Origin of the sequence: Pseudoalteromonas sp. SIMBA_162, assembly GCF_046535955.1 — a bacterium.
Lineage (GTDB): Bacteria > Pseudomonadota > Gammaproteobacteria > Enterobacterales > Alteromonadaceae > Pseudoalteromonas > Pseudoalteromonas marina.
Window position 1 is genome coordinate 1 of sequence record NZ_JAWJBQ010000017.1, and the last position, 17,275, is coordinate 17,275.

The 17,275-nt window shown below is 41.2% G+C and carries 17 protein-coding genes; 7 read left to right on the forward strand and 10 right to left on the reverse strand.

The genetic code is table 11. From position 1 onward, the window contains the following. Window positions 1-231: 231 nt before the first annotated feature. The 3 genes from R0J88_RS12995 to R0J88_RS13005 form a co-directional block, all read right to left on the reverse strand. On the reverse strand, window positions 232-1,428 hold the full coding sequence (locus tag R0J88_RS12995; protein WP_410900123.1) for a dipeptidase: 1,197 nt from the start codon (window positions 1,426-1,428) through the stop codon (window positions 232-234). A gap of 64 nt (window positions 1,429-1,492) precedes the next feature. After that, window positions 1,493-1,747: a YheU family protein gene (locus tag R0J88_RS13000; RefSeq protein ID WP_010557790.1), complete on the reverse strand. Its 255-nt coding sequence runs from the start codon at window positions 1,745-1,747 to the stop codon at window positions 1,493-1,495. Continuing rightward, window positions 1,747-2,736: a hydrolase gene (locus R0J88_RS13005; RefSeq protein ID WP_138740762.1), complete on the reverse strand. Its 990-nt coding sequence runs from the start codon at window positions 2,734-2,736 to the stop codon at window positions 1,747-1,749. The genes R0J88_RS13000 and R0J88_RS13005 overlap by 1 nt, the downstream gene beginning before the upstream one ends. Window positions 2,737-3,458: 722 nt before the next feature. On the opposite strand from R0J88_RS13005, the gene R0J88_RS13010 reads away from it, so the two are divergent. After that, window positions 3,459-3,845 (forward strand): hypothetical protein, encoded by a 387-nt coding sequence (locus R0J88_RS13010; RefSeq protein ID WP_008126769.1) that lies wholly within the window; start codon window positions 3,459-3,461, stop codon window positions 3,843-3,845. On the opposite strand, the gene R0J88_RS13015 is transcribed toward R0J88_RS13010, so the two are convergent. Both R0J88_RS13015 and R0J88_RS13020 read right to left on the reverse strand, forming a co-directional pair. Then, window positions 3,842-4,264, reverse strand: coding sequence for a TIGR02444 family protein (locus R0J88_RS13015; RefSeq protein WP_410900124.1), 423 nt, complete (start codon window positions 4,262-4,264; stop codon window positions 3,842-3,844). The genes R0J88_RS13010 and R0J88_RS13015 overlap by 4 nt on opposite strands. Continuing rightward, window positions 4,251-6,170, reverse strand: a complete 1,920-nt coding sequence (locus tag R0J88_RS13020; RefSeq protein WP_410900125.1) for an ATP-binding cassette domain-containing protein — start codon at window positions 6,168-6,170, stop codon at window positions 4,251-4,253. The genes R0J88_RS13015 and R0J88_RS13020 overlap by 14 nt, the downstream gene beginning before the upstream one ends. 132 nt (window positions 6,171-6,302) lie before the next feature. Between R0J88_RS13020 and R0J88_RS13025 the strand changes: the two genes are divergently transcribed. Beyond that, window positions 6,303-6,506 (forward strand): YheV family putative zinc ribbon protein, encoded by a 204-nt coding sequence (locus tag R0J88_RS13025; protein WP_010557786.1) that lies wholly within the window; start codon window positions 6,303-6,305, stop codon window positions 6,504-6,506. A 33-nt stretch (window positions 6,507-6,539) separates the two neighbouring features. On the opposite strand, the gene R0J88_RS13030 is transcribed toward R0J88_RS13025, so the two are convergent. Together R0J88_RS13030 and R0J88_RS13035 are read right to left on the reverse strand one after the other, a co-directional pair. Further along, on the reverse strand, window positions 6,540-6,755 hold the full coding sequence (locus R0J88_RS13030) for a SlyX family protein (protein ID WP_006793743.1): 216 nt from the start codon (window positions 6,753-6,755) through the stop codon (window positions 6,540-6,542). Next, window positions 6,742-7,740, reverse strand: a complete 999-nt coding sequence (locus tag R0J88_RS13035; protein ID WP_410900126.1) for a WD40 repeat domain-containing protein — start codon at window positions 7,738-7,740, stop codon at window positions 6,742-6,744. The genes R0J88_RS13030 and R0J88_RS13035 overlap by 14 nt, the downstream gene beginning before the upstream one ends. 216 nt (window positions 7,741-7,956) lie before the next feature. Here R0J88_RS13035 and fkpA point away from each other — a divergent pair, with 216 nt between their 5' ends. Beyond that, entirely contained in the window at window positions 7,957-8,703 is a 747-nt protein-coding gene (fkpA, locus tag R0J88_RS13040) for an FKBP-type peptidyl-prolyl cis-trans isomerase (protein WP_008126756.1), read from the forward strand. 71 nt (window positions 8,704-8,774) lie between these two features. On the opposite strand, the gene R0J88_RS13045 is transcribed toward fkpA, so the two are convergent. After that, window positions 8,775-9,245 (reverse strand): Rsd/AlgQ family anti-sigma factor, encoded by a 471-nt coding sequence (locus R0J88_RS13045; RefSeq protein WP_008126754.1) that lies wholly within the window; start codon window positions 9,243-9,245, stop codon window positions 8,775-8,777. A 523-nt stretch (window positions 9,246-9,768) separates the two neighbouring features. On the opposite strand from R0J88_RS13045, the gene hemE reads away from it, so the two are divergent. After that, on the forward strand, window positions 9,769-10,833 hold the full coding sequence (hemE, locus tag R0J88_RS13050) for a uroporphyrinogen decarboxylase (RefSeq protein ID WP_008126752.1): 1,065 nt from the start codon (window positions 9,769-9,771) through the stop codon (window positions 10,831-10,833). Window positions 10,834-10,906: 73 nt separating this feature from the next. Here hemE and sthA read toward each other — a convergent pair whose 3' ends face one another. Next, complete coding sequence (sthA, locus tag R0J88_RS13055; RefSeq protein ID WP_010557785.1) at window positions 10,907-12,337, reverse strand: Si-specific NAD(P)(+) transhydrogenase; 1,431 nt, start codon at window positions 12,335-12,337, stop codon at window positions 10,907-10,909. A 13-nt stretch (window positions 12,338-12,350) separates the two neighbouring features. After that, entirely contained in the window at window positions 12,351-13,484 is a 1,134-nt protein-coding gene (locus R0J88_RS13060; protein ID WP_006793749.1) for an acyl-CoA desaturase, read from the reverse strand. Window positions 13,485-13,610: 126 nt separating this feature from the next. Here R0J88_RS13060 and fabR point away from each other — a divergent pair, with 126 nt between their 5' ends. The 3 genes from fabR to leuB all read left to right on the forward strand — a co-directional run bounded on the left by fabR (window position 13,611) and on the right by leuB (window position 17,262). Further along, window positions 13,611-14,225: an HTH-type transcriptional repressor FabR gene (fabR, locus tag R0J88_RS13065; protein ID WP_039038350.1), complete on the forward strand. Its 615-nt coding sequence runs from the start codon at window positions 13,611-13,613 to the stop codon at window positions 14,223-14,225. A gap of 410 nt (window positions 14,226-14,635) precedes the next feature. Next, window positions 14,636-16,189, forward strand: a complete 1,554-nt coding sequence (leuA, locus tag R0J88_RS13070) for a 2-isopropylmalate synthase (protein WP_375277948.1) — start codon at window positions 14,636-14,638, stop codon at window positions 16,187-16,189. Further along, complete coding sequence (gene leuB, locus R0J88_RS13075; RefSeq protein WP_006793757.1) at window positions 16,186-17,262, forward strand: 3-isopropylmalate dehydrogenase; 1,077 nt, start codon at window positions 16,186-16,188, stop codon at window positions 17,260-17,262. Before leuA ends, leuB begins: the two co-directional genes overlap by 4 nt. The last annotated feature ends 13 nt before the right edge of the window (window positions 17,263-17,275 follow it).

The window sequence follows — 17,275 nt, forward strand, 5'->3', positions numbered from 1 at the left end:
TTACCTCAGGCGTAGGTGCTTTGTAGCAACGTTCAATGAGTGATAGTTAACGTTTAAGTTAATTAATACTAAAAAACTCGAGCTTAGCCTCGGGTTTTTTAATGCCTAAAGAAAAGTGTTTCGTTTTCAGCTATTAGTAGCTTGGTGTTAAATTATACTTAACACATAAAAAAGCACGACTTTAAGCCGTGCTATTAATTAAACTTTTTGATAACTGACAAATTTCACAGCTTAGTGTTTTTTGGCATATGCTTCAGCTTGCTTCCATACTCTTAGTGTATTGCCACTCAGTATTTTTTTTATGTCGCCATCGCTGTAGCCTCTATCCATAAGGCCTTGTACTAAGTTTGGATAACTAGACACACCCTTCAAACCAATCGGTAACGAATCGCCAACACCGTCGTAATCAGAGCCAATGCCAACATAATCAATGCCAATCAACTCTACAACGTGATCAATATGATCAAGCACTTGTTCAAGGCTGGCAAAAGGGTACGGATTTTTAGCGCGATAAGCCGCATCAAAATCATTACTTAGCTTAGTGCCTTGTTCTTTAGCAGACTCTTTTGTACTTTTTAGTTGCTTACCCCATGCACCTGCTTTTGCTGTAACAAAGCTTGAACCAAAGTTAATTTGAATCACACCACCGTTCTTTTTAAGGGCTAATAGCATATCGTCATTCATATTACGCTCAAAACCCGGAGTGTATTTACGAAGCGATGAATGTGAGGCAATAACAGGAGTTTTAGACAATTCCATTACCTGATAAAACGCATCATCAGAAATATGCGATACATCTATTAACATACCCATATTATTCATTGCAGTGACCAGCTCTTTACCAAAGGGGCTTAAGCCTTTCCATTTACGGCGAATATCGTAAGATGAGTCAGAAATATGATTGCTTTGTGAGTGAGCAAGGGTGATATAACGTACGCCACGGTCAAAAAAGTGCTGAAGGTTTTTTAAGTCACCTTCAATAGGAGAGCCGTTTTCCATTCCCATAGCAATAGACAATTTGCCATCTTTAAATTGTTGCTCTATGTCGTTTGTAGAGCTTGCCATTGCAAATTTAGCGGGCGCGCGTTGTGCAATCGCTTCCATCCCATCAATTAACTGATTTGCTAATTGATAGCTTTTACCTTTTCCTTCAAACTCTAAATGAGCAGGAATATAAATCGACATGAATGGCGCGTTTAAGCCACCTTTTACTGCGCGAGGATAATCAAAATCGCCATCCTGAGTCGCTTTAGTTACATCAGCCCACGTATCGTGAATACGGTAAGGTACATCAATGTGGGTGTCGATTAAAATAGTGTCTTTGGCAAGTTTGACCGCTTTGTCTGACGCGCTAACAGGTTGCTCTGCAAAGGCTTGGTTTGTTAAAGCTAGTGATACGGCTACCACTAGAGTGCTGAGTTTTATCATGTTTTGGCTCTTTGGGTAAAAAGCCATTGTGTACGCTCAGCTAAAAAGTTACAAGTATTACACTCTAATCATACGACGCTTGTTGGTGCTCTTCACTTTGCAGTGCTTTAAATTCACTCTTTGAGATGATAGTGACCGATTCGTGCAGCTCAGAGAAAAATACCATGGCTTCACCATTTTTTAGCTGCTGATTGACTTGCGCTACTTTACTTTCAATACTGAACTCTTGCTCGCCATAATCAGTGCCTTCACGCAGTACATAGCTTTCTATTAAGTTGTATAGTGTGTCTTTATCAAGTTGTTCAAAAGGGATAATCATTACTGCTTGTTACTCGTTTTGTTTATTATGTGTTGGCTAAAATAGCTAGGTACGGCTTTTTCTAACCAAAAAATGGGTTTAAACGGATTACTACCGCTAATAAATCCAACGTGCCCACCTTTTTCAGAGACGCACAGGGTAACATCTTCACTCACATCTTGCTTGCTAGGCACTGCTTTAATCGACAGCATTGGGTCGTCTTTCGCATGAATGATTAAGGTAGGTACAGCAATATGTTTTAAGTAGGGCATAGCACTGGCTTGACGATAATAATCATGTGCATTCTCAAAGCCATGCAAAGGGGCTGTTATATGATTATCAAATTCTAATAAATCATTAATGTCCATTAATTCATCAGTTGTAATGGGTATTTGCTGCTTAATTTGAGGCAACTTGCGCTGCATCGATTTTTTCATACGATCGAGCAAATACTTTTGATAAATTTTACCCAAGCTTTTGCGTATTACATCACTTGATGATGATAAATCATACGGTGCTGATATAACGGCTGCTGCATTTAATGGGCATCGCTGGGCTTGCTCACCTAAATATTTTGCTAAAACATTACCACCTAACGAAAAGCCAACCGCAAATAAAGGCCTGTTTGGAAATTGTAGTTTTAAGTGATTAATAAAAAAGGCTAAGTCGTCTGTGTCACCACTGTGGTACGCACGGGGAAGACGGTTTACCTCTGTTGAGCAGTTTCTAAAGTGCATGAGTACAACGGCATACCCTTGCTTTTTTAGCGCTTTCATCATGCCTTTGGCATAGAAGCTATTAATATTGCCTTCAAGGCCATGCAATACAATGGCAAGTGGAGCGTTTTCGTTATGCGGAAGTGACCATGCAAGCTCAATAAAATCACCGTCGGGTGTATCAAGCTGTTCTAATTCGTAGCGAGTATTATGAAAAGGGCGGAAAAAACGCGGCATTATGGTTTGAACGTGACGATTGGTCATCCACCATGCGGGTTTAAACTTATGAGTCATGTTTATACTACACACTTTGCAAAAACGAAGCGTTAGTGTATCAAAAAGAATAAAAAGCGCCTAATTAATAACTAATTAGGCGCTTTGTGCGTCGTGCTTAATTTTTTAATGTTGTTCTTTCAGATCAGCGTCGTGTACTTTTTTCATGAAAAAATACACAAAAAATAGGCATAAACTAATAACGACGCCTAAAAAGCCAAATGATAAAAATAACACTGGGTCGCTAAAAAAATCTCTAAAGAATACGTCCATAATTGCCTCCTGATGTCTATGGGGTAATCATAGGTCTATTTTTGCAGCTCTGAACTGATCCAGATCAAGCTATTTTCCTGATTATTAAAAGAGTCGTAAAGAAGTTGATTTGGATCAAATAGGTTGGCTAGAGCATAGCGAAACCCAACGAGAATTAATGATAAAAAGCAGTTTCAAGGTAATGAATTACTGTAGGTCGTCATTTATGGCGATAATTTTTATTGTAAGTTTGCTGAGCTAAATCACGGCTTTGTTTTTCTCTTAAAGCGAAGCGCCTCTATGCCTCATTGTGAGTCAGTTATTTAAATAGTTTTTTGCACAAAGAGAGAATGAGAAGTAAATGAGGGGAATGCAAAATTTATTCGCAGCTAAAGCTGGTTCCTACAAGCTTAGTAGCAATAACATCTGCTTGGGCTTATAATTTTCCTTTATAGCTTTATTTTTATACCTAGTAACAATGGTGGCAGGCATTGAACATTACACGGATAGTTAAATACACTTTAGTGATTATGCTGCTGCAAATTGCCTTATCGACATTACTTAATACTGTTGTTGGTTTTGAGCGCTATGCATCATCGAGGCTTGGCGATTACATTCTTATTGCAATCATGCCTTCTAGTGTTTTATCTTTTTTACTATACGGTGTAATGGCATATCGCAGTGATAATTATGCTTGGCGATATACATTTTATGTTTACTTTTTAGGCTCTTTGCTTGGTACAGTAACTGTCTCATTGATATTGCAAGAGTTTTACTTTTTCAGTGAAACTTCCATTATAGAGTTGCCTGTTTCATTGTTAGTTATTACTTTAGCAACCCTAACAGGGTTGCAGTTGCAGCAAAAAACGAATGCTTAAAGCTCTCCAACATATAGCATTACATTAGTGGTCTTCGAATCAGGCTCTAATGTTAAAGTATTCACTTTTTCTACTAACATCTGTTGTTGTTGTTTCTCGAGCTTGAGCTCAGTACTGAGCAGCTCTTTACGAATTACAGCGTAATCTGCAATCTCGGTTTGATTTGCTTTTAGATAGGCGCGTGTAGCACGAAGGGGCTTCAGTACCTGCTGGTCAAATTCACAAATTGATTGTTCAAGCTTGTTTAGCTGAGTTTGACTAACTGCTAGCTTGAGAGAGTCTAGGTAATACAGTAACAAACACAGGTTTACATTTTTACCTTGCTGGTTTTGATAATCCAACAGACGCGTTTGCATGTCACCTTTGCTATAAAGGTCACATGCAAATTGCCAAAAGTCATCGCAGTTAAGCAAGTTCATCGGCAAACGCTTGTTCTTTTTCTTCCATTTCTTCAAGGGCCATGAGTAGCTCTTCTTCGATATCGTTTACTTTAGGTGTTAATGTCGCTTGTTTTGCTATTAACTCTTTTAACCGGGCTTTGTTGTCATCGTTATAGAGTTCGTTATCGCCAAGTGCAACTTCCACTTCGCTGAGCTCTGCGGCGTGTTTGTCGAGCTGCTTTTCAAGTTTCTCAATTTGCTTTTTAAGCGGTTGAATGGCTTTTCTAAATTCAGCCTCTAAGCGCTTTTGCTCTTTTCTATTAACCCCTGAGTTTGCTTTTGGCTCTTCGGCTTGCTCCGATTTAGTAGCCGCTTTATTAGCATTAAGAAGCCATTGGTAATAATCGTCAAGTTCGTAGCCAAATTGGGTTACTTCACCGCTGTCTACAAGGTAAAACTCATCGGCGGTGTTTTTCAGCATGTGGCGGTCATGCGATACGGTAACCATAGCGCCTTCAAAGCCTTGCAGGGCCATAACAAGTGCATGGCGCATTTCTAAGTCAAGGTGGTTGGTAGGCTCATCGAGTAGCAGTAAATTTGGTTTTTGATATACCAACATAGCCAGCACTAAACGGGCTTTTTCACCACCCGAAAACGGCGCTACAGGCTCAAGCGCTTTATCGCCAATAAAGGCAAAGCCGCCTAAAAAGTCACGTAGTGATTGTTCAGTAGCTTTTGGGTTTAAACGTTGTAAATGTGTAATTGCGCTGGCTTTTAAGTCAAGGGATTCAAGCTGGTGCTGTGCAAAATAGCCAATATTAAGGCCTTGGTGCTGAAATACATCCCCTGCTTGTGGTTTTAAGTCGCCGGCAAGTAATTTAATTAATGTGGATTTACCTGCGCCATTTCTACCAAGCAGTGCAATACGGCTGCCAGGTACCAGGTTTAGCTTAATACTATTTAAAATAGTTACGTCGCCATACCCAGCTTGAGCTTTGTCGAGCGTCATAAGTGGGTTTGGTAGCGCTAATGGCTCTGCAAACTCAAAATTAAATGGTGAGTCGGCATGTGCAGGGGCAAGCTTTTCCATACGCTCAAGTGCTTTAACACGGCTTTGCGCCTGTTTAGCTTTACTGGCTTTTGCTTTAAAGCGAGTAATAAACTGTTCTAGATGAGCAATTTGCTCTTGCTGTTTTTCGAACATGGCTTGCTGTTGTAATAAACGCTCTGCTTTTTGGCGTTCAAACTGCGAGTAGTTACCTTTGTATACATTGATAAGTTGTTTATCTATGTGCCAAATTTGATCAACCACTGCATCTAAAAACTCGCGGTCGTGCGATATAAGTACCAATGTGCCTGTATAGGCACGTAAAAAGCGTTCAAGCCAATATACGGCATCTAAATCAAGATGGTTTGTTGGTTCATCGAGTAATAGTAAATCAGCGTTTCGAATAAGTGCTTGGGCAAGGTTTAAACGCATGCGCCACCCCCCTGAAAACGCACTAACGGGGTTTTCTATTTGGTTATTAGCAAATCCTAACCCATGCAACAGCTCGCCAGCTTGCGATTCAATGCTGTAGCCTTTCATGTTTTCTAGCTGAATATGCACTTTGGCTTGGGTATCGCCATCGTTATTTTGTTCTGCTTCTCTCAGCGCAATACGCAGCGCGTAGTATTCAGGGTGGCCTTGTAATACATAATCAATCGCGCTTATTTCGAGGGCTGGGGTTTCTTGTTTAACCGAGGCAATAGACCAATCTTTAGGAATACTGCAATTACCAGCATCAAGTTGCAATTCAGATTTTAGTAAACCAAATAAGGTTGATTTTCCACAGCCATTGGCGCCCACAAGGCCTACTTTGTGCTCTGGAAATAACGTAGCTGATGCATTTTTTAATAAGGCTGTTCCGCCACGAAGGAGTTCTATTTCTGATATTTGGATCATGAATGCGTTACTTTACTGTACCCTTGTTAAGTTGGCGCTATCATACCATAGAACTTAATGCGCTTATCAAGCGTATCAACAAGTGATGTTATACGATAAAATAGTTGTAGTTCAAACCACAGGAAAAATGTTGTGAGACAAAAGAAGCGATTTATTGCTGGTGCATCGTGCCCTGACTGCAAAGCCATGGATACAATGATGCTTTACAGAGAACATGATGTTGAAAAAGTAGAGTGTGTTGAGTGTGGGCATAAAATGTCACAACCAGAGAACGCTGTTCAGGCATCTACTCGCCAATTTGAGCAAGTCATTGGTGTGTTTAAACCGGGCGACTAACCCGGTTTTTATTATTGCCTAAGTACATACCTTTTAGTAATGCGGAGGCGGTGGCTCTGGCATATTAGACATCATAGAAGGCGAGGTTTGCGCTTCTTTAATTTTTTCTGCCAGCAGTTCTGTTTGGCGTTTCATTTTAGCTAGCATTTGCTGGTGCACTTTGATCTCATCGTTTAAGATTTCAATCGTTTCATCTTGAAAAGCCACTTTGGCTTCAAGTTCCATTACGCGGTGTTCAATTGTGTTCATTAGTGTCTCGTATAATAAATCGCTCTGCGATACCGCTGGAGCTTTCGGTTAACAACGACTTATCGTTATCTATAAATGCCACATCAAGCACAACGGCCGATTTTGGTTTACTGCCTTCTCGCGGCGTAACTTGCCACGTTTGAATTTTTTCACCGCTTGATATTTGCCATAAATCAACTCGCTTATTAGGCGAACCCGTTGCCAGCAATGTGCCTTGCTCATTAAAGCGCACGGCAGTAAAAATTTTCTGACGCGCAATATACGCCAGTTTACTCACAAGATCACCTGTAGTCAGTTTCCATACATGTGCTTGTGCCATACTGTCGGCGGTAAATGCAAAGCGACCTTGTGGATCAAGGGTTACTTGAGTAACACGAGTTGGGTGGTTAAAGCGATGAATAACTTGGCCTGTATTGGTATCCCAAAAATAGGCAACATAGTCGTTAGAGCCGCTTAATGCATAACGTCCGTTTGGCGCCAAATCAACGGTGTTAACTTTATCTTGATGGCCTAAAAACTCAATGCGACGTCCGGTTTCAAGGTTTAAAAATACAACCACGCCATCGCTGCGGCCATATAATACACTGCGACCTTGGTTACTAATGGCAATATCTCGAATCGTGGCTTTTTGTATTTTGTAATAGCCTTTGTTTTCGCCAGTGTTGATATCCCACACTGCGAAAGTTGTTTTTTCTGCGGTAACCGCCACGCTGTTATCAAAGGCAATAGCAAGGCTGTAAACTAAGTTGTCTTGTGATTGCTGCTGAAACCATTGGTATTTTAAAACCTGCTGTTGATTATCCCACAGCGCGACCCCATGGTTGATAGAAGAGATTAAACTGTACTTTCCATCGTGAGAGAGAGCTGACGAAAATGCACCTTGTGCGGTATGCTCAAAGCTTTCTACCGATTGATTTTTTTTATCGGTACAGGCAATGGCTAAAAAACAGCTAAAAACGATTAAAAAAGTACGAAATATCGACATCTTACAGGTATTTCCTCTTAACTCTTAGTGACTGAGAGGTTAGACTAGGTGCGTTAAATGCCTAGGTTGTTTGTCTAATCACTGGATATATATTTCTAAGTTTAGCTAACAATACAGACTTTAGTTATTAAACAAACAGCCTACCATGTAGGGCGTTAATCTTTAACTAGTAATATTACAATAAATGACAACTGCAAAGTATGTCGGAGATTTAAAATGAAAAAGACGATTAGATTGTCATTGATTGCAGCGTCGGTTTTAGCGCTTACAGCTTGTAATCAAGAAGCAAAAAAAGAGCAAGCTGAAGTAACATTAGACACTGTAGAGCAACAACAAGCATACGGTATTGGTGCTTCTGTAGGTAACTTTTTAAATAAAGACCTAGCAGACAAATCTGAAATTGGCATTGAGCTAGACCAAGCGCTATTAATTCGTGGTTTTGAAGATGCACTTGCTGGCAATGCAAAAATTGACGAAGAAAAAATTCGTGAAGTGTTAACAGCTTTAGATACCTCAGTACGCACTAAGCAAGAAGAAAAAGCGAAAGTTGAGTCTGAAAAAAGCAAAGCGGCAGGTGTTCAATACCTAGCTGATAACGCTAAAAAAGAAGGCGTAACAGTAACTGAGTCTGGCCTACAATACGAAGTATTAAGCGAAGGCGAAGGCGAAAAGCCAGCAGCAACAGACGTTGTTAAAGTACATTACAAAGGTACTTTATTAGACGGCACTGAGTTTGATAGCTCATACGCACGTAACGAACCAACTACATTCCCACTTAACCGCGTAATTGCTGGTTGGACGGAAGGTTTACAGCTTATGCCTGTAGGGTCTAAGTACAAGTTTACTATTCCTTCAGAGCTTGCTTACGGCGATCGTGACCTTGGTAAAATTCCAGCCAATTCAACACTTGTTTTTGAAGTTGAATTACTAGAAATTCAAAATGCAGAAGCACCTGCAGAATAAGCCAAGCTTAAAACGTAAAAAGGGACCTTAGGGTCCCTTTTTTAATTCGTGTAACTTAATTAAATCTTGATTTAATCAGTATGATTAGAAAACAGGTTATCAATCAGTTCATCTTCAAGCTCAAAACGAAGCTCTAATGACTCACCAATAACTGAAAGGTCGTTATCAAACCCTTCTAATAAGTCTTCTTTATTTACTTCAGCGTACTTGTCATTAAAATCAAGTGCGACATCGGTGGTGCTTGAAATACGCGGATAAATTGAGTTTGCAAGTTTTTGGCTCTCTAAGCCCTTTTTTTCACAGGCTTTAGCAATATCATCGTACACTTCAAAATGCCCTGCAGAGAGGTAATCCATAAGGAGTTGGCAAAAAGACTGTATTTGTTCAGGCTCTGGTAGCGCGTGATCTTTTTTATCATAAGGCGCAAACCCTGCAATCTTGCAATACAGTACAATAAGTTCTTGGCGTTCATTAAGCCAGTTATCGATTACTGTATGGCTACCACCCCATTTCTGTTGAGCTTTTTCTACACGCGTCAGCATAACTGTTCTCCTAAGCTGGGTTGGTTTTTAGTTACATTCGTTTTTATGTACATCAAGATATATTTAATTTGCGTGTATATCAACAAGTAATGCAGATGTTGTAAAAGTGCAGAAGAATTATTTATTGAAAGGCTAAACATTTTATTGCAGGCAAGAAAAAACCACCGGTTAAGGTGGTCTAATTTCTTCAAGTGGCTTGTTATAACAAGCTTTCTTATTTTTATTAAATGATTTTTATTGTTATTATTTAAAACTTTTTATTTTTATTGTTTTAATAATTTATTATTGTTTTTGTTAACGCGGGAAAGACAATACCAAGGTTTTTGTTATGTTGCAAACATATTAACAAAAAGTTTTAAATGTTAGTGTTTCTTGCCTGATTTATAATCAAAATGGATTAAAACCATCAATATTATTGATCTGCTTCTATGTAAAGGTGTTTTCGTCTTTAAGAAATAGAGAGGCGATGAATATGGTGGTACAATCTTGCACAATTTCTATAAGCATTAGGATCATTTACGCCATGAGCGAATTAAAAAACGACCGTTATTTACGTGCACTTGCAAAACAACCTGTTGATGTAACGCCTGTATGGATGATGCGTCAAGCTGGACGTTATTTACCAGAGTACCGTGCTACGCGTGCGCAAGCGGGCGATTTTATGAGCCTGTGCCGTAATGCTGAGCTTGCTTGTGAGGTAACACTTCAGCCACTGCGTCGTTACCCATTAGACGCGGCCATTTTGTTCAGCGATATTTTAACGATTCCTGATGCAATGGGTTTAGGTTTGTACTTCGAAACAGGTGAAGGCCCTAAGTTTGAACGTCCTATTTCGTCGCTTGCAGATGTTAAAAAAATACCTAAGCTCGATCCAACTGACGAGCTTGGTTATGTAATGAATGCAGTAAGTACTATCCGCCGTGAACTTAAAGGCGAAGTACCACTTATTGGTTTTTCTGGTTCACCATGGACACTTGCTACCTACATGGTTGAAGGCGGTAGCAGCAAAGTATTTGGTAAAATTAAAAAAATGGCGTTTGCAGAGCCGCAGACACTGCATTTACTATTAGACAAACTTGCTGATTCAGTAATCGACTACTTAAACGCACAAGTAAAAGCCGGCGCACAGTCGTTAATGGTATTTGATTCGTGGGGCGGTGTATTAAGCCCGCGCGACTACAACGAGTTTTCACTGCAATACATGCACAAAATTGTTGATGGCCTGATTCGTGAGTACGATGGTCGCAAAGTGCCAGTAACGTTATTTACTAAAAATGGTGGCCAATGGATAGAAGCCATTGCAGCCACAGGTTGTGATGCAGTGGGCCTAGATTGGACCATTAATATTGGCGATGCTAAACGCCGTGTAGGCGATAAAGTAGCGCTACAAGGTAACATGGACCCGTCAATGCTACATGGTACGCCAGATCGTATACGCCAAGAAGTAGGCACTATTTTAGAAGACTTTGGTACAGGCAATGGCCATGTGTTTAACTTAGGTCACGGTATTACGCCAGATGTTGACCCAGAAAATGCCGGTGTATTTATTAATGCCGTGCACGAGCTTAGCGGCCAGTATCACAAATAATTAATGTGTTTTATGCATTAATACTAAAAAGCCCGCTTAACAGCGGGCTTTTTGTTTATACGCTTTAAAGTGCTTACTTAAACAAGCGATTTAAACCATTTAATGCTGCAACTCGATAGGCTTCTGCCATGGTTGGGTAGTTAAATGTGGTATTTACAAAGTAGTCGATATTATTGCCACCATTTTTTTGCTCCATAATGGCCTGGCCAATGTGAACAATTTCAGAGGCACGTTCGCCAAAGCAATGTACCCCAAGTACTTCTTTGGTTTCGGTGTGGAACAATATTTTTAAACTACCTACTTCAGTACCTGCAATCTGCGCGCGTGCAAGGTGTTTAAACTGAGCGCGGCCTACTTCGTAAGGTACTTTAGCCGCGGTTAGTTCTTGCTCTGTTTTGCCCACTGAACTCATTTCTGGAATGGTATAAATACCCGCCGGAATATCAATAATTAACTTATCATCACAGTTACCACAGGCTATTGCATCAGCTGCAATACGGCCTTGGTCAAACGCAGCACTAGCTAGGCTTGGGTAGCCAATTACATCGCCTACCGCATAAACGTTTTCAACCTCAGTTTGGTAGGTTTCGTTTACTTTTATTTGCCCACGGCCGTCGGCTTTTAAGCCAATGGCTTCAAGGTTAAGTGTGTCAGTGTTACCTGTGCGGCCATTCGCAAATAAAATACAGTCAGCCTTTACACGCTTGCCCGATTTTAAATGCATAACAACGCAATCGTCGCGCGTTTCTACACGGTCAAACTCTTCGTTATGACGAATAACAATGCCGCTATTCCAAAAGTGGTAGCTAAGTGCATCAGATATTTCAGCATCCATAAAGGCAAGTAAACGGTCGCGAGTATTCACTAAATCAACTTTAGCGCCTAAACCTTTAAAAATAGAAGCATACTCACAGCCAATAACCCCTGCTCCGTATATAAGTACGCGCTGAGGGTCGTGCTCAAGGCCTAAAATAGTATCGCTCTCGTAAATACGAGAATGGCTAAAATCAACTTCAGGTGGGCGGTAAGGGCGAGAGCCCGTAGCAATAACAATTGTTTTAGCAGTGATACGCTCGGTTGAACCATCAAGGCGTTTTACTTCAACAGTGTGTTTATCAACAAAGCTCGCATCACCCTGAAACATATGAATGCGATTACGATCGTAAAAGCTGCTACGTAAATTAGACTGCTTAGAAATAACCGAACTTGCGTGACGTAAAATATCAGGGAACGTTAAACGACTCGGGCGTTCACCAATATTAAACAACGGGTTGGCTTTGTATTCAATATAGCGGCTAACCGAGTGACGTAATGCCTTAGAAGGGATAGTTCCCCAATGTACACAACCGCCGCCGACTGTTTCTTGGCGCTCTATAACCGCTACTTTTTTGTTGTTTTTCGAAAGGTTCATGGCGGTGCCTTCACCGCCAGGGCCCGTACCAATAATTATTGCGTCATATTGGAAACTTACGGGTGCTTTTTTCTGTTCTGGTTGTTTGGCCACAGCCACTCCTAAATTAATTAAAAGAGGCTTTTAATAACCTCGCATTAAGTGCTAGCCATGCCTGTTTTTGATTTTCCCAGGCGGCTTCCAGCTCGTGATATTGTGCCATTAAAGCTGAACGTTCACACTGCTTTGCCATATTATTTTTTTTAACTTCTAAAACTTGTTTTTGAAGTGAACAATAAGTCTGCAGTTTTTTCAGCAATAAATCGTATTCTTGTTGTAATAATGTAAGCCTATCTTGCGCTAAAGGCAATTTTGCAAGGCGTGTTTGCGTTTTGCTCATAAGCGTATCGGCTTTGGCTTTTTCTATGCGCTCAACAGGGGTACGCTTTAATTTACTGGCTAAACCAACAGCGGCTAAAGAGCGAATCATCCATTTAGTGGGGTCATAATGAAACCACTTAATCCCATTACGGTAATCACTTGCAAAAATATGATGAAAGTTATGGTAACCTTCGCCATAAGTAAATAACGCTAAAAAGCCATTATCGCGCGCGGTATTTTTTTCAGTGTATGGGCGCGAACCCCAAATATGAGCCACCGAGTTAATAAAAAAGGTAAAGTGTTGGCTTAATACTAAACGCAGTAAACCCGCTAAAATAAGCATACCCCACACGTCGCCCACTAATAAACCAAGTACTAATGGTAGGCCAACATTCATCGCAATAACCAGTTTTAGGTAGTGCTTGTGTTGCCACATAACGATTTTATTACGCTGTAAATCACGACAATTACTGTAATCACCGTAGCTATCGCCTTGGTAGTCACGTAACATCCAGCCAATGTGGCTGTACCAAAAGCCATTGGTTGCGGCGTAAGGGTCTTTTATTGGGTCGTCAACTTGGCCATGGTGTATACGGTGATCGCTACTCCAGTGCAGAGCGCTGTTTTGCAACGCAAACGCACCGCCAAGGGCAAAAATAAATTCAACGGCAGGATGAGCATTATACGTTTTATGTGCCCATAAACGGTGATAACCGGCTGTGATAGATAGGCCCGCAAAAAACATACAGGCTACAAAAGCAATCCAATGTGCGCTGGTAAATCCGTAGCTAATGCCATACCAAGGAACAAGTGTGATAGCCGCTAAAAAGGTAAGGCTAAAAAATAGGACGTTTGTCCAAATAATCGGTGGTTTATTCATCATTCTCAATCTCAGCGTACAACTGTAAGCTAAAATAGTATTTCAAACTCTCGCCGTCAAGTATTAGACTGGGGAATTGAGCTATTATCACTAAATATTAATATAAAATTATTCAGGGAGTTGTTGATGTCGGGTGTTAGAGCGCAACAGAAACAAAAAACACGACAAGCCTTAATTCAGGCGGCATTTAATCAGCTAAGTGCAGATCACAGCTTTTCGAATTTAAGTTTACGCGAAGTAGCCCGCGAAGCCGGCATTGCGCCCACCTCGTTTTATCGCCATTTTAAAGACATGAACGAGCTAGGTTTAACCATGGTGGACGAAGCCGGTTTAACCCTTCGCCAGCTAATGCGCCAAGCCCGAAGACGCATAGCAAACGACGGTGGCAGTGTAATCAACACCTCGGTTGTTACGTTTATGGAATTTATAGACAGCTCAAGCAACCAATTTAGGTTATTACTGCGTGAGCGCTCTGGCACATCTAAGGCATTTAGAGCCGCAGTCGCACGCGAAATCAAACACTTTATTTTAGAGCTTGCCCACTATTTAGAAAGCGAAACCAAGTGCGACGCCATGCACGCCTACATTCAATCTGAAGCCATGGTAACACTGGTATTTAATGCCGGCGCAGAGGCGCTAGATATAGAAGGTCAACAACTCGACGAACTTGTTGAGCGTGTTATTTGGCAGCTGCGTTACATAACGCGTGGTGCAACCCATTATGTAAGAGAAACAAATTAAGTAACTTAGCCTAAAAAATAGTAAAAAGTTAATATAAGCAGAGTAGCTTGTTGAGATTGTAAATTTAAGCGTGACTTAGCTTTTTTTTGATTTTAAAATCTATTTTTCAGTGATTTTTTGAATAATAAAACCCAAAAGCGTGTGCTATGAAGTTGTTTTTTGGAATATTTATGCTTGCACCAACTGCTTTGTAATGTTAAAAATAGGCCTCACTGAACACACACAAGAAACAAGATGCAAAATATTCGTTTAATTACACTAAAACTTAACCTCTTACTGCTATGGCAAGTAAGCGGGGATTAGTGTGTTTGCATTGAGTTGAACATTAAAAACCCCGCAATTGCGGGGTTTTTTTTATCTCGCGGCTGGGATAAATTGAAATTTGGGTAACATAGGAATGAGGGGCAGTTATGCAAGACAAAGATAAAGTATGGATTTTTGATACCACTTTACGTGATGGCGAGCAGGCACTTAAGGCAAGCCTTACTGAAGATGATAAAATTCAGTTAGCGCATACTATTAGCCGTTTGAATGTTGATGTGATGGAAGTGGGTTTTCCGGTATCCAGCCCTGCTGACTTTCGCTCGGTGCAACGAATTGCAACTGAAGTAAAAGGCCCAATCATTTGTGGTTTAGCACGTTCAGTAGCAAAAGATATTGAAGCCTGTGGTGAGGCACTTCGCACAGCACAGCAAAGCCGTATTCATACTTTTATTGCCACAAGCCCTTTGCACCTTGAACATAAATTACGTATGAGCCTAGATGATGCAACGGCCATGGCGGTTAAATCAATAAAATTAGCGCGCAACTACACAGACGATGTGGAGTTTTCGTGTGAAGATGCAGGGCGCACACCGCACTGGGATTTATGTAAAATTGTTGAGCAGGCCATTAACGCAGGTGCCTCTACTATTAATTTACCCGACACCGTTGGCTTTGTAACGCCAGATGAATACGCCGCGATGATCCACCATTTAATGAATAATGTGCCGAATATAGATAAAGCACGTTTAAGCGTGCATTGTCATAATGATTTAGGTTTAGCTGTTGCTAACTCGGTCGCCGCGGTACAAGCCGGTGCTCGCCAGATTGAATGTACAATAAATGGTATTGGTGAGCGTGCGGGTAACTGCTCGCTTGAAGAAGTGGCAATGATCATGAAAATGCGCAAAGACCACTTAAAAGTTCACACCGATATTAAAAGCGAAGAAATTTATCGTGCATCTCGCCAAGTGGCAAAAATTTGTAATATGCCAGTACAGCCAAATAAAGCCATTGTGGGCGAAAACGCCTTTGCACATAGCTCGGGCATTCATCAAGATGGCGTATTAAAAGCACAAAATACGTACGAAATTATGTCGCCAGAAAGCGTAGGCGTACCAAACAACCAATTAAATATGACTTCGCGTTCGGGCCGTCATGTTATTGAGCACCGCTTAGAAGAGTTAGGGTATCAAAAAGCGGACTACGATATGGACAGCCTATACGAAAGCTTTTTAGCGCTAGCTGATCAAAAAGGCACGGTGTACGACTACGACCTTGAAGCCATGATTTACTTAAATCAAATTAACGACAAAGACGAAAAATACCAGTTAGAGTTTGTTAACTCAGCGTCTAACTCGCAATCGGTAGCCAGCTCTACTATTGGTATGGTGATTGATGGCGAAGTTAAACAAGAAGCCGCAACAGGTAATGGCCCCGTAGAGGCGTCGTTTGCAGCTATTGAGCGCTTAACCGGTATGAGCGTTGAAATGATTGAGTATAACTTAGAAGCGACAGGCCAAGGTGCAAGTTCGCTTGGCCAAGTAAATATTATAGCTAAATACGATGGCCGACCTTACCACGGTGCGGGCATTGCAGCGGATGTGGTAGAAGCGTCGGTACGCGCCATGATCCGTGTTTACAACTTAATTTATCGTGCACAAAAAGTGTCTGATTTAAAACAACAAAGGAAAGCAGGATGAGTAAAACAAACTACAGCGTTGCCGTATTAGCAGGCGACGGTATTGGCCCAGAAGTAATGGCAGCAGCAGAGCAAGTACTTGATGCTGTGAGCAATAAGTTTGGTTTTACTCTAAACCGCGAGCATCATGCTATTGGTGGTGCAGCCATTGATGAATTTGGTGAAGCATTACCACCAAAAACACTGAGCGCGTGCGAAAACGCTGATGCTATTTTATTTGGCTCAGTAGGTGGCCCTAAGTGGGAAAACCTTCCACCAAACGAGCAGCCTGAGCGTGCATCGCTTTTACCGCTTCGTAAGCACTTTGGTTTGTTTTGTAACTTACGCCCAGCACAGCTTTTACCGGCGCTTAGCGCAGCATCGCCATTACGTGCCGATATTAGCGAAAAAGGCTTTGATATTTTATGTGTACGCGAGCTTACCGGCGGCATTTACTTTGGTGAAAAAGGGCGAGGTGGCGAAGGCGAAGAAGAGTTTGCATTTGATACGCAAAACTACTCGCGTAAAGAAATTGAACGCATTGCCCGCTTTGCTTTTGAAGCAGCAAAATTACGTAGTAACCATGTTACCTCTGTTGATAAAGCCAACGTACTTGCATCAAGCGTATTATGGCGCGAAGTAGTCACCGAAGTAAGTAAAGACTACCCAGAAGTCAGCCTAGATTATATATACGTAGATAACGCAGCTATGCAGTTAGTTAAACAGCCTAGCCAGTTTGACGTGCTACTTTGCGATAACTTGTTTGGTGATATTTTGTCAGATGAGTGTGCGATGATCACAGGCTCAATGGGCTTATTACCATCGGCAAGCTTAAATCAATCGGGCTTTGGTTTGTACGAACCTGCTGGTGGCTCCGCGCCAGATATTGCAGGTAAAGGCGTTGCAAACCCAATAGCACAAATTTTAAGTGCCGCACTGATGCTACGTTACTCATTAGGGCAAGACGAAGCAGCACGTACGATTGAAAAAGCAGTAGCCGAAGCCGTAGAAGCAGGCGTTGGCACGCCAGATATCTACCCACAAGGTGGATACAGCACAAGCGATGTGGCAGCTGCCATCGTTTCACGTATTTAATATATAAATCGCA

What these genes read in the sequence shown, in the direction of transcription:
- R0J88_RS12995 (WP_410900123.1), bottom strand. Translation starts at nt 1,428, where the DNA reads ATGATAAAACTCAGCACTCTAGTGGTAGCCGTATCACTAGCTTTAACA.
- R0J88_RS13000 (WP_010557790.1), bottom strand. Translation starts at nt 1,747, where the DNA reads ATGATTATCCCTTTTGAACAACTTGATAAAGACACACTATACAACTTA.
- R0J88_RS13005 (WP_138740762.1), bottom strand. Translation starts at nt 2,736, where the DNA reads ATGACTCATAAGTTTAAACCCGCATGGTGGATGACCAATCGTCACGTT.
- R0J88_RS13015 (WP_410900124.1), bottom strand. Translation starts at nt 4,264, where the DNA reads ATGAACTTGCTTAACTGCGATGACTTTTGGCAATTTGCATGTGACCTT.
- R0J88_RS13020 (WP_410900125.1), bottom strand. Translation starts at nt 6,170, where the DNA reads ATGATCCAAATATCAGAAATAGAACTCCTTCGTGGCGGAACAGCCTTA.
- R0J88_RS13030 (WP_006793743.1), bottom strand. Translation starts at nt 6,755, where the DNA reads ATGAACACAATTGAACACCGCGTAATGGAACTTGAAGCCAAAGTGGCT.
- R0J88_RS13035 (WP_410900126.1), bottom strand. Translation starts at nt 7,740, where the DNA reads ATGTCGATATTTCGTACTTTTTTAATCGTTTTTAGCTGTTTTTTAGCC.
- fkpA (WP_008126756.1), top strand. Translation starts at nt 7,957, where the DNA reads ATGAAAAAGACGATTAGATTGTCATTGATTGCAGCGTCGGTTTTAGCG.
- R0J88_RS13045 (WP_008126754.1), bottom strand. Translation starts at nt 9,245, where the DNA reads ATGCTGACGCGTGTAGAAAAAGCTCAACAGAAATGGGGTGGTAGCCAT.
- hemE (WP_008126752.1), top strand. Translation starts at nt 9,769, where the DNA reads ATGAGCGAATTAAAAAACGACCGTTATTTACGTGCACTTGCAAAACAA.
- R0J88_RS13060 (WP_006793749.1), bottom strand. Translation starts at nt 13,484, where the DNA reads ATGAATAAACCACCGATTATTTGGACAAACGTCCTATTTTTTAGCCTT.
- fabR (WP_039038350.1), top strand. Translation starts at nt 13,611, where the DNA reads ATGTCGGGTGTTAGAGCGCAACAGAAACAAAAAACACGACAAGCCTTA.
- leuA (WP_375277948.1), top strand. Translation starts at nt 14,636, where the DNA reads ATGCAAGACAAAGATAAAGTATGGATTTTTGATACCACTTTACGTGAT.
- leuB (WP_006793757.1), top strand. Translation starts at nt 16,186, where the DNA reads ATGAGTAAAACAAACTACAGCGTTGCCGTATTAGCAGGCGACGGTATT.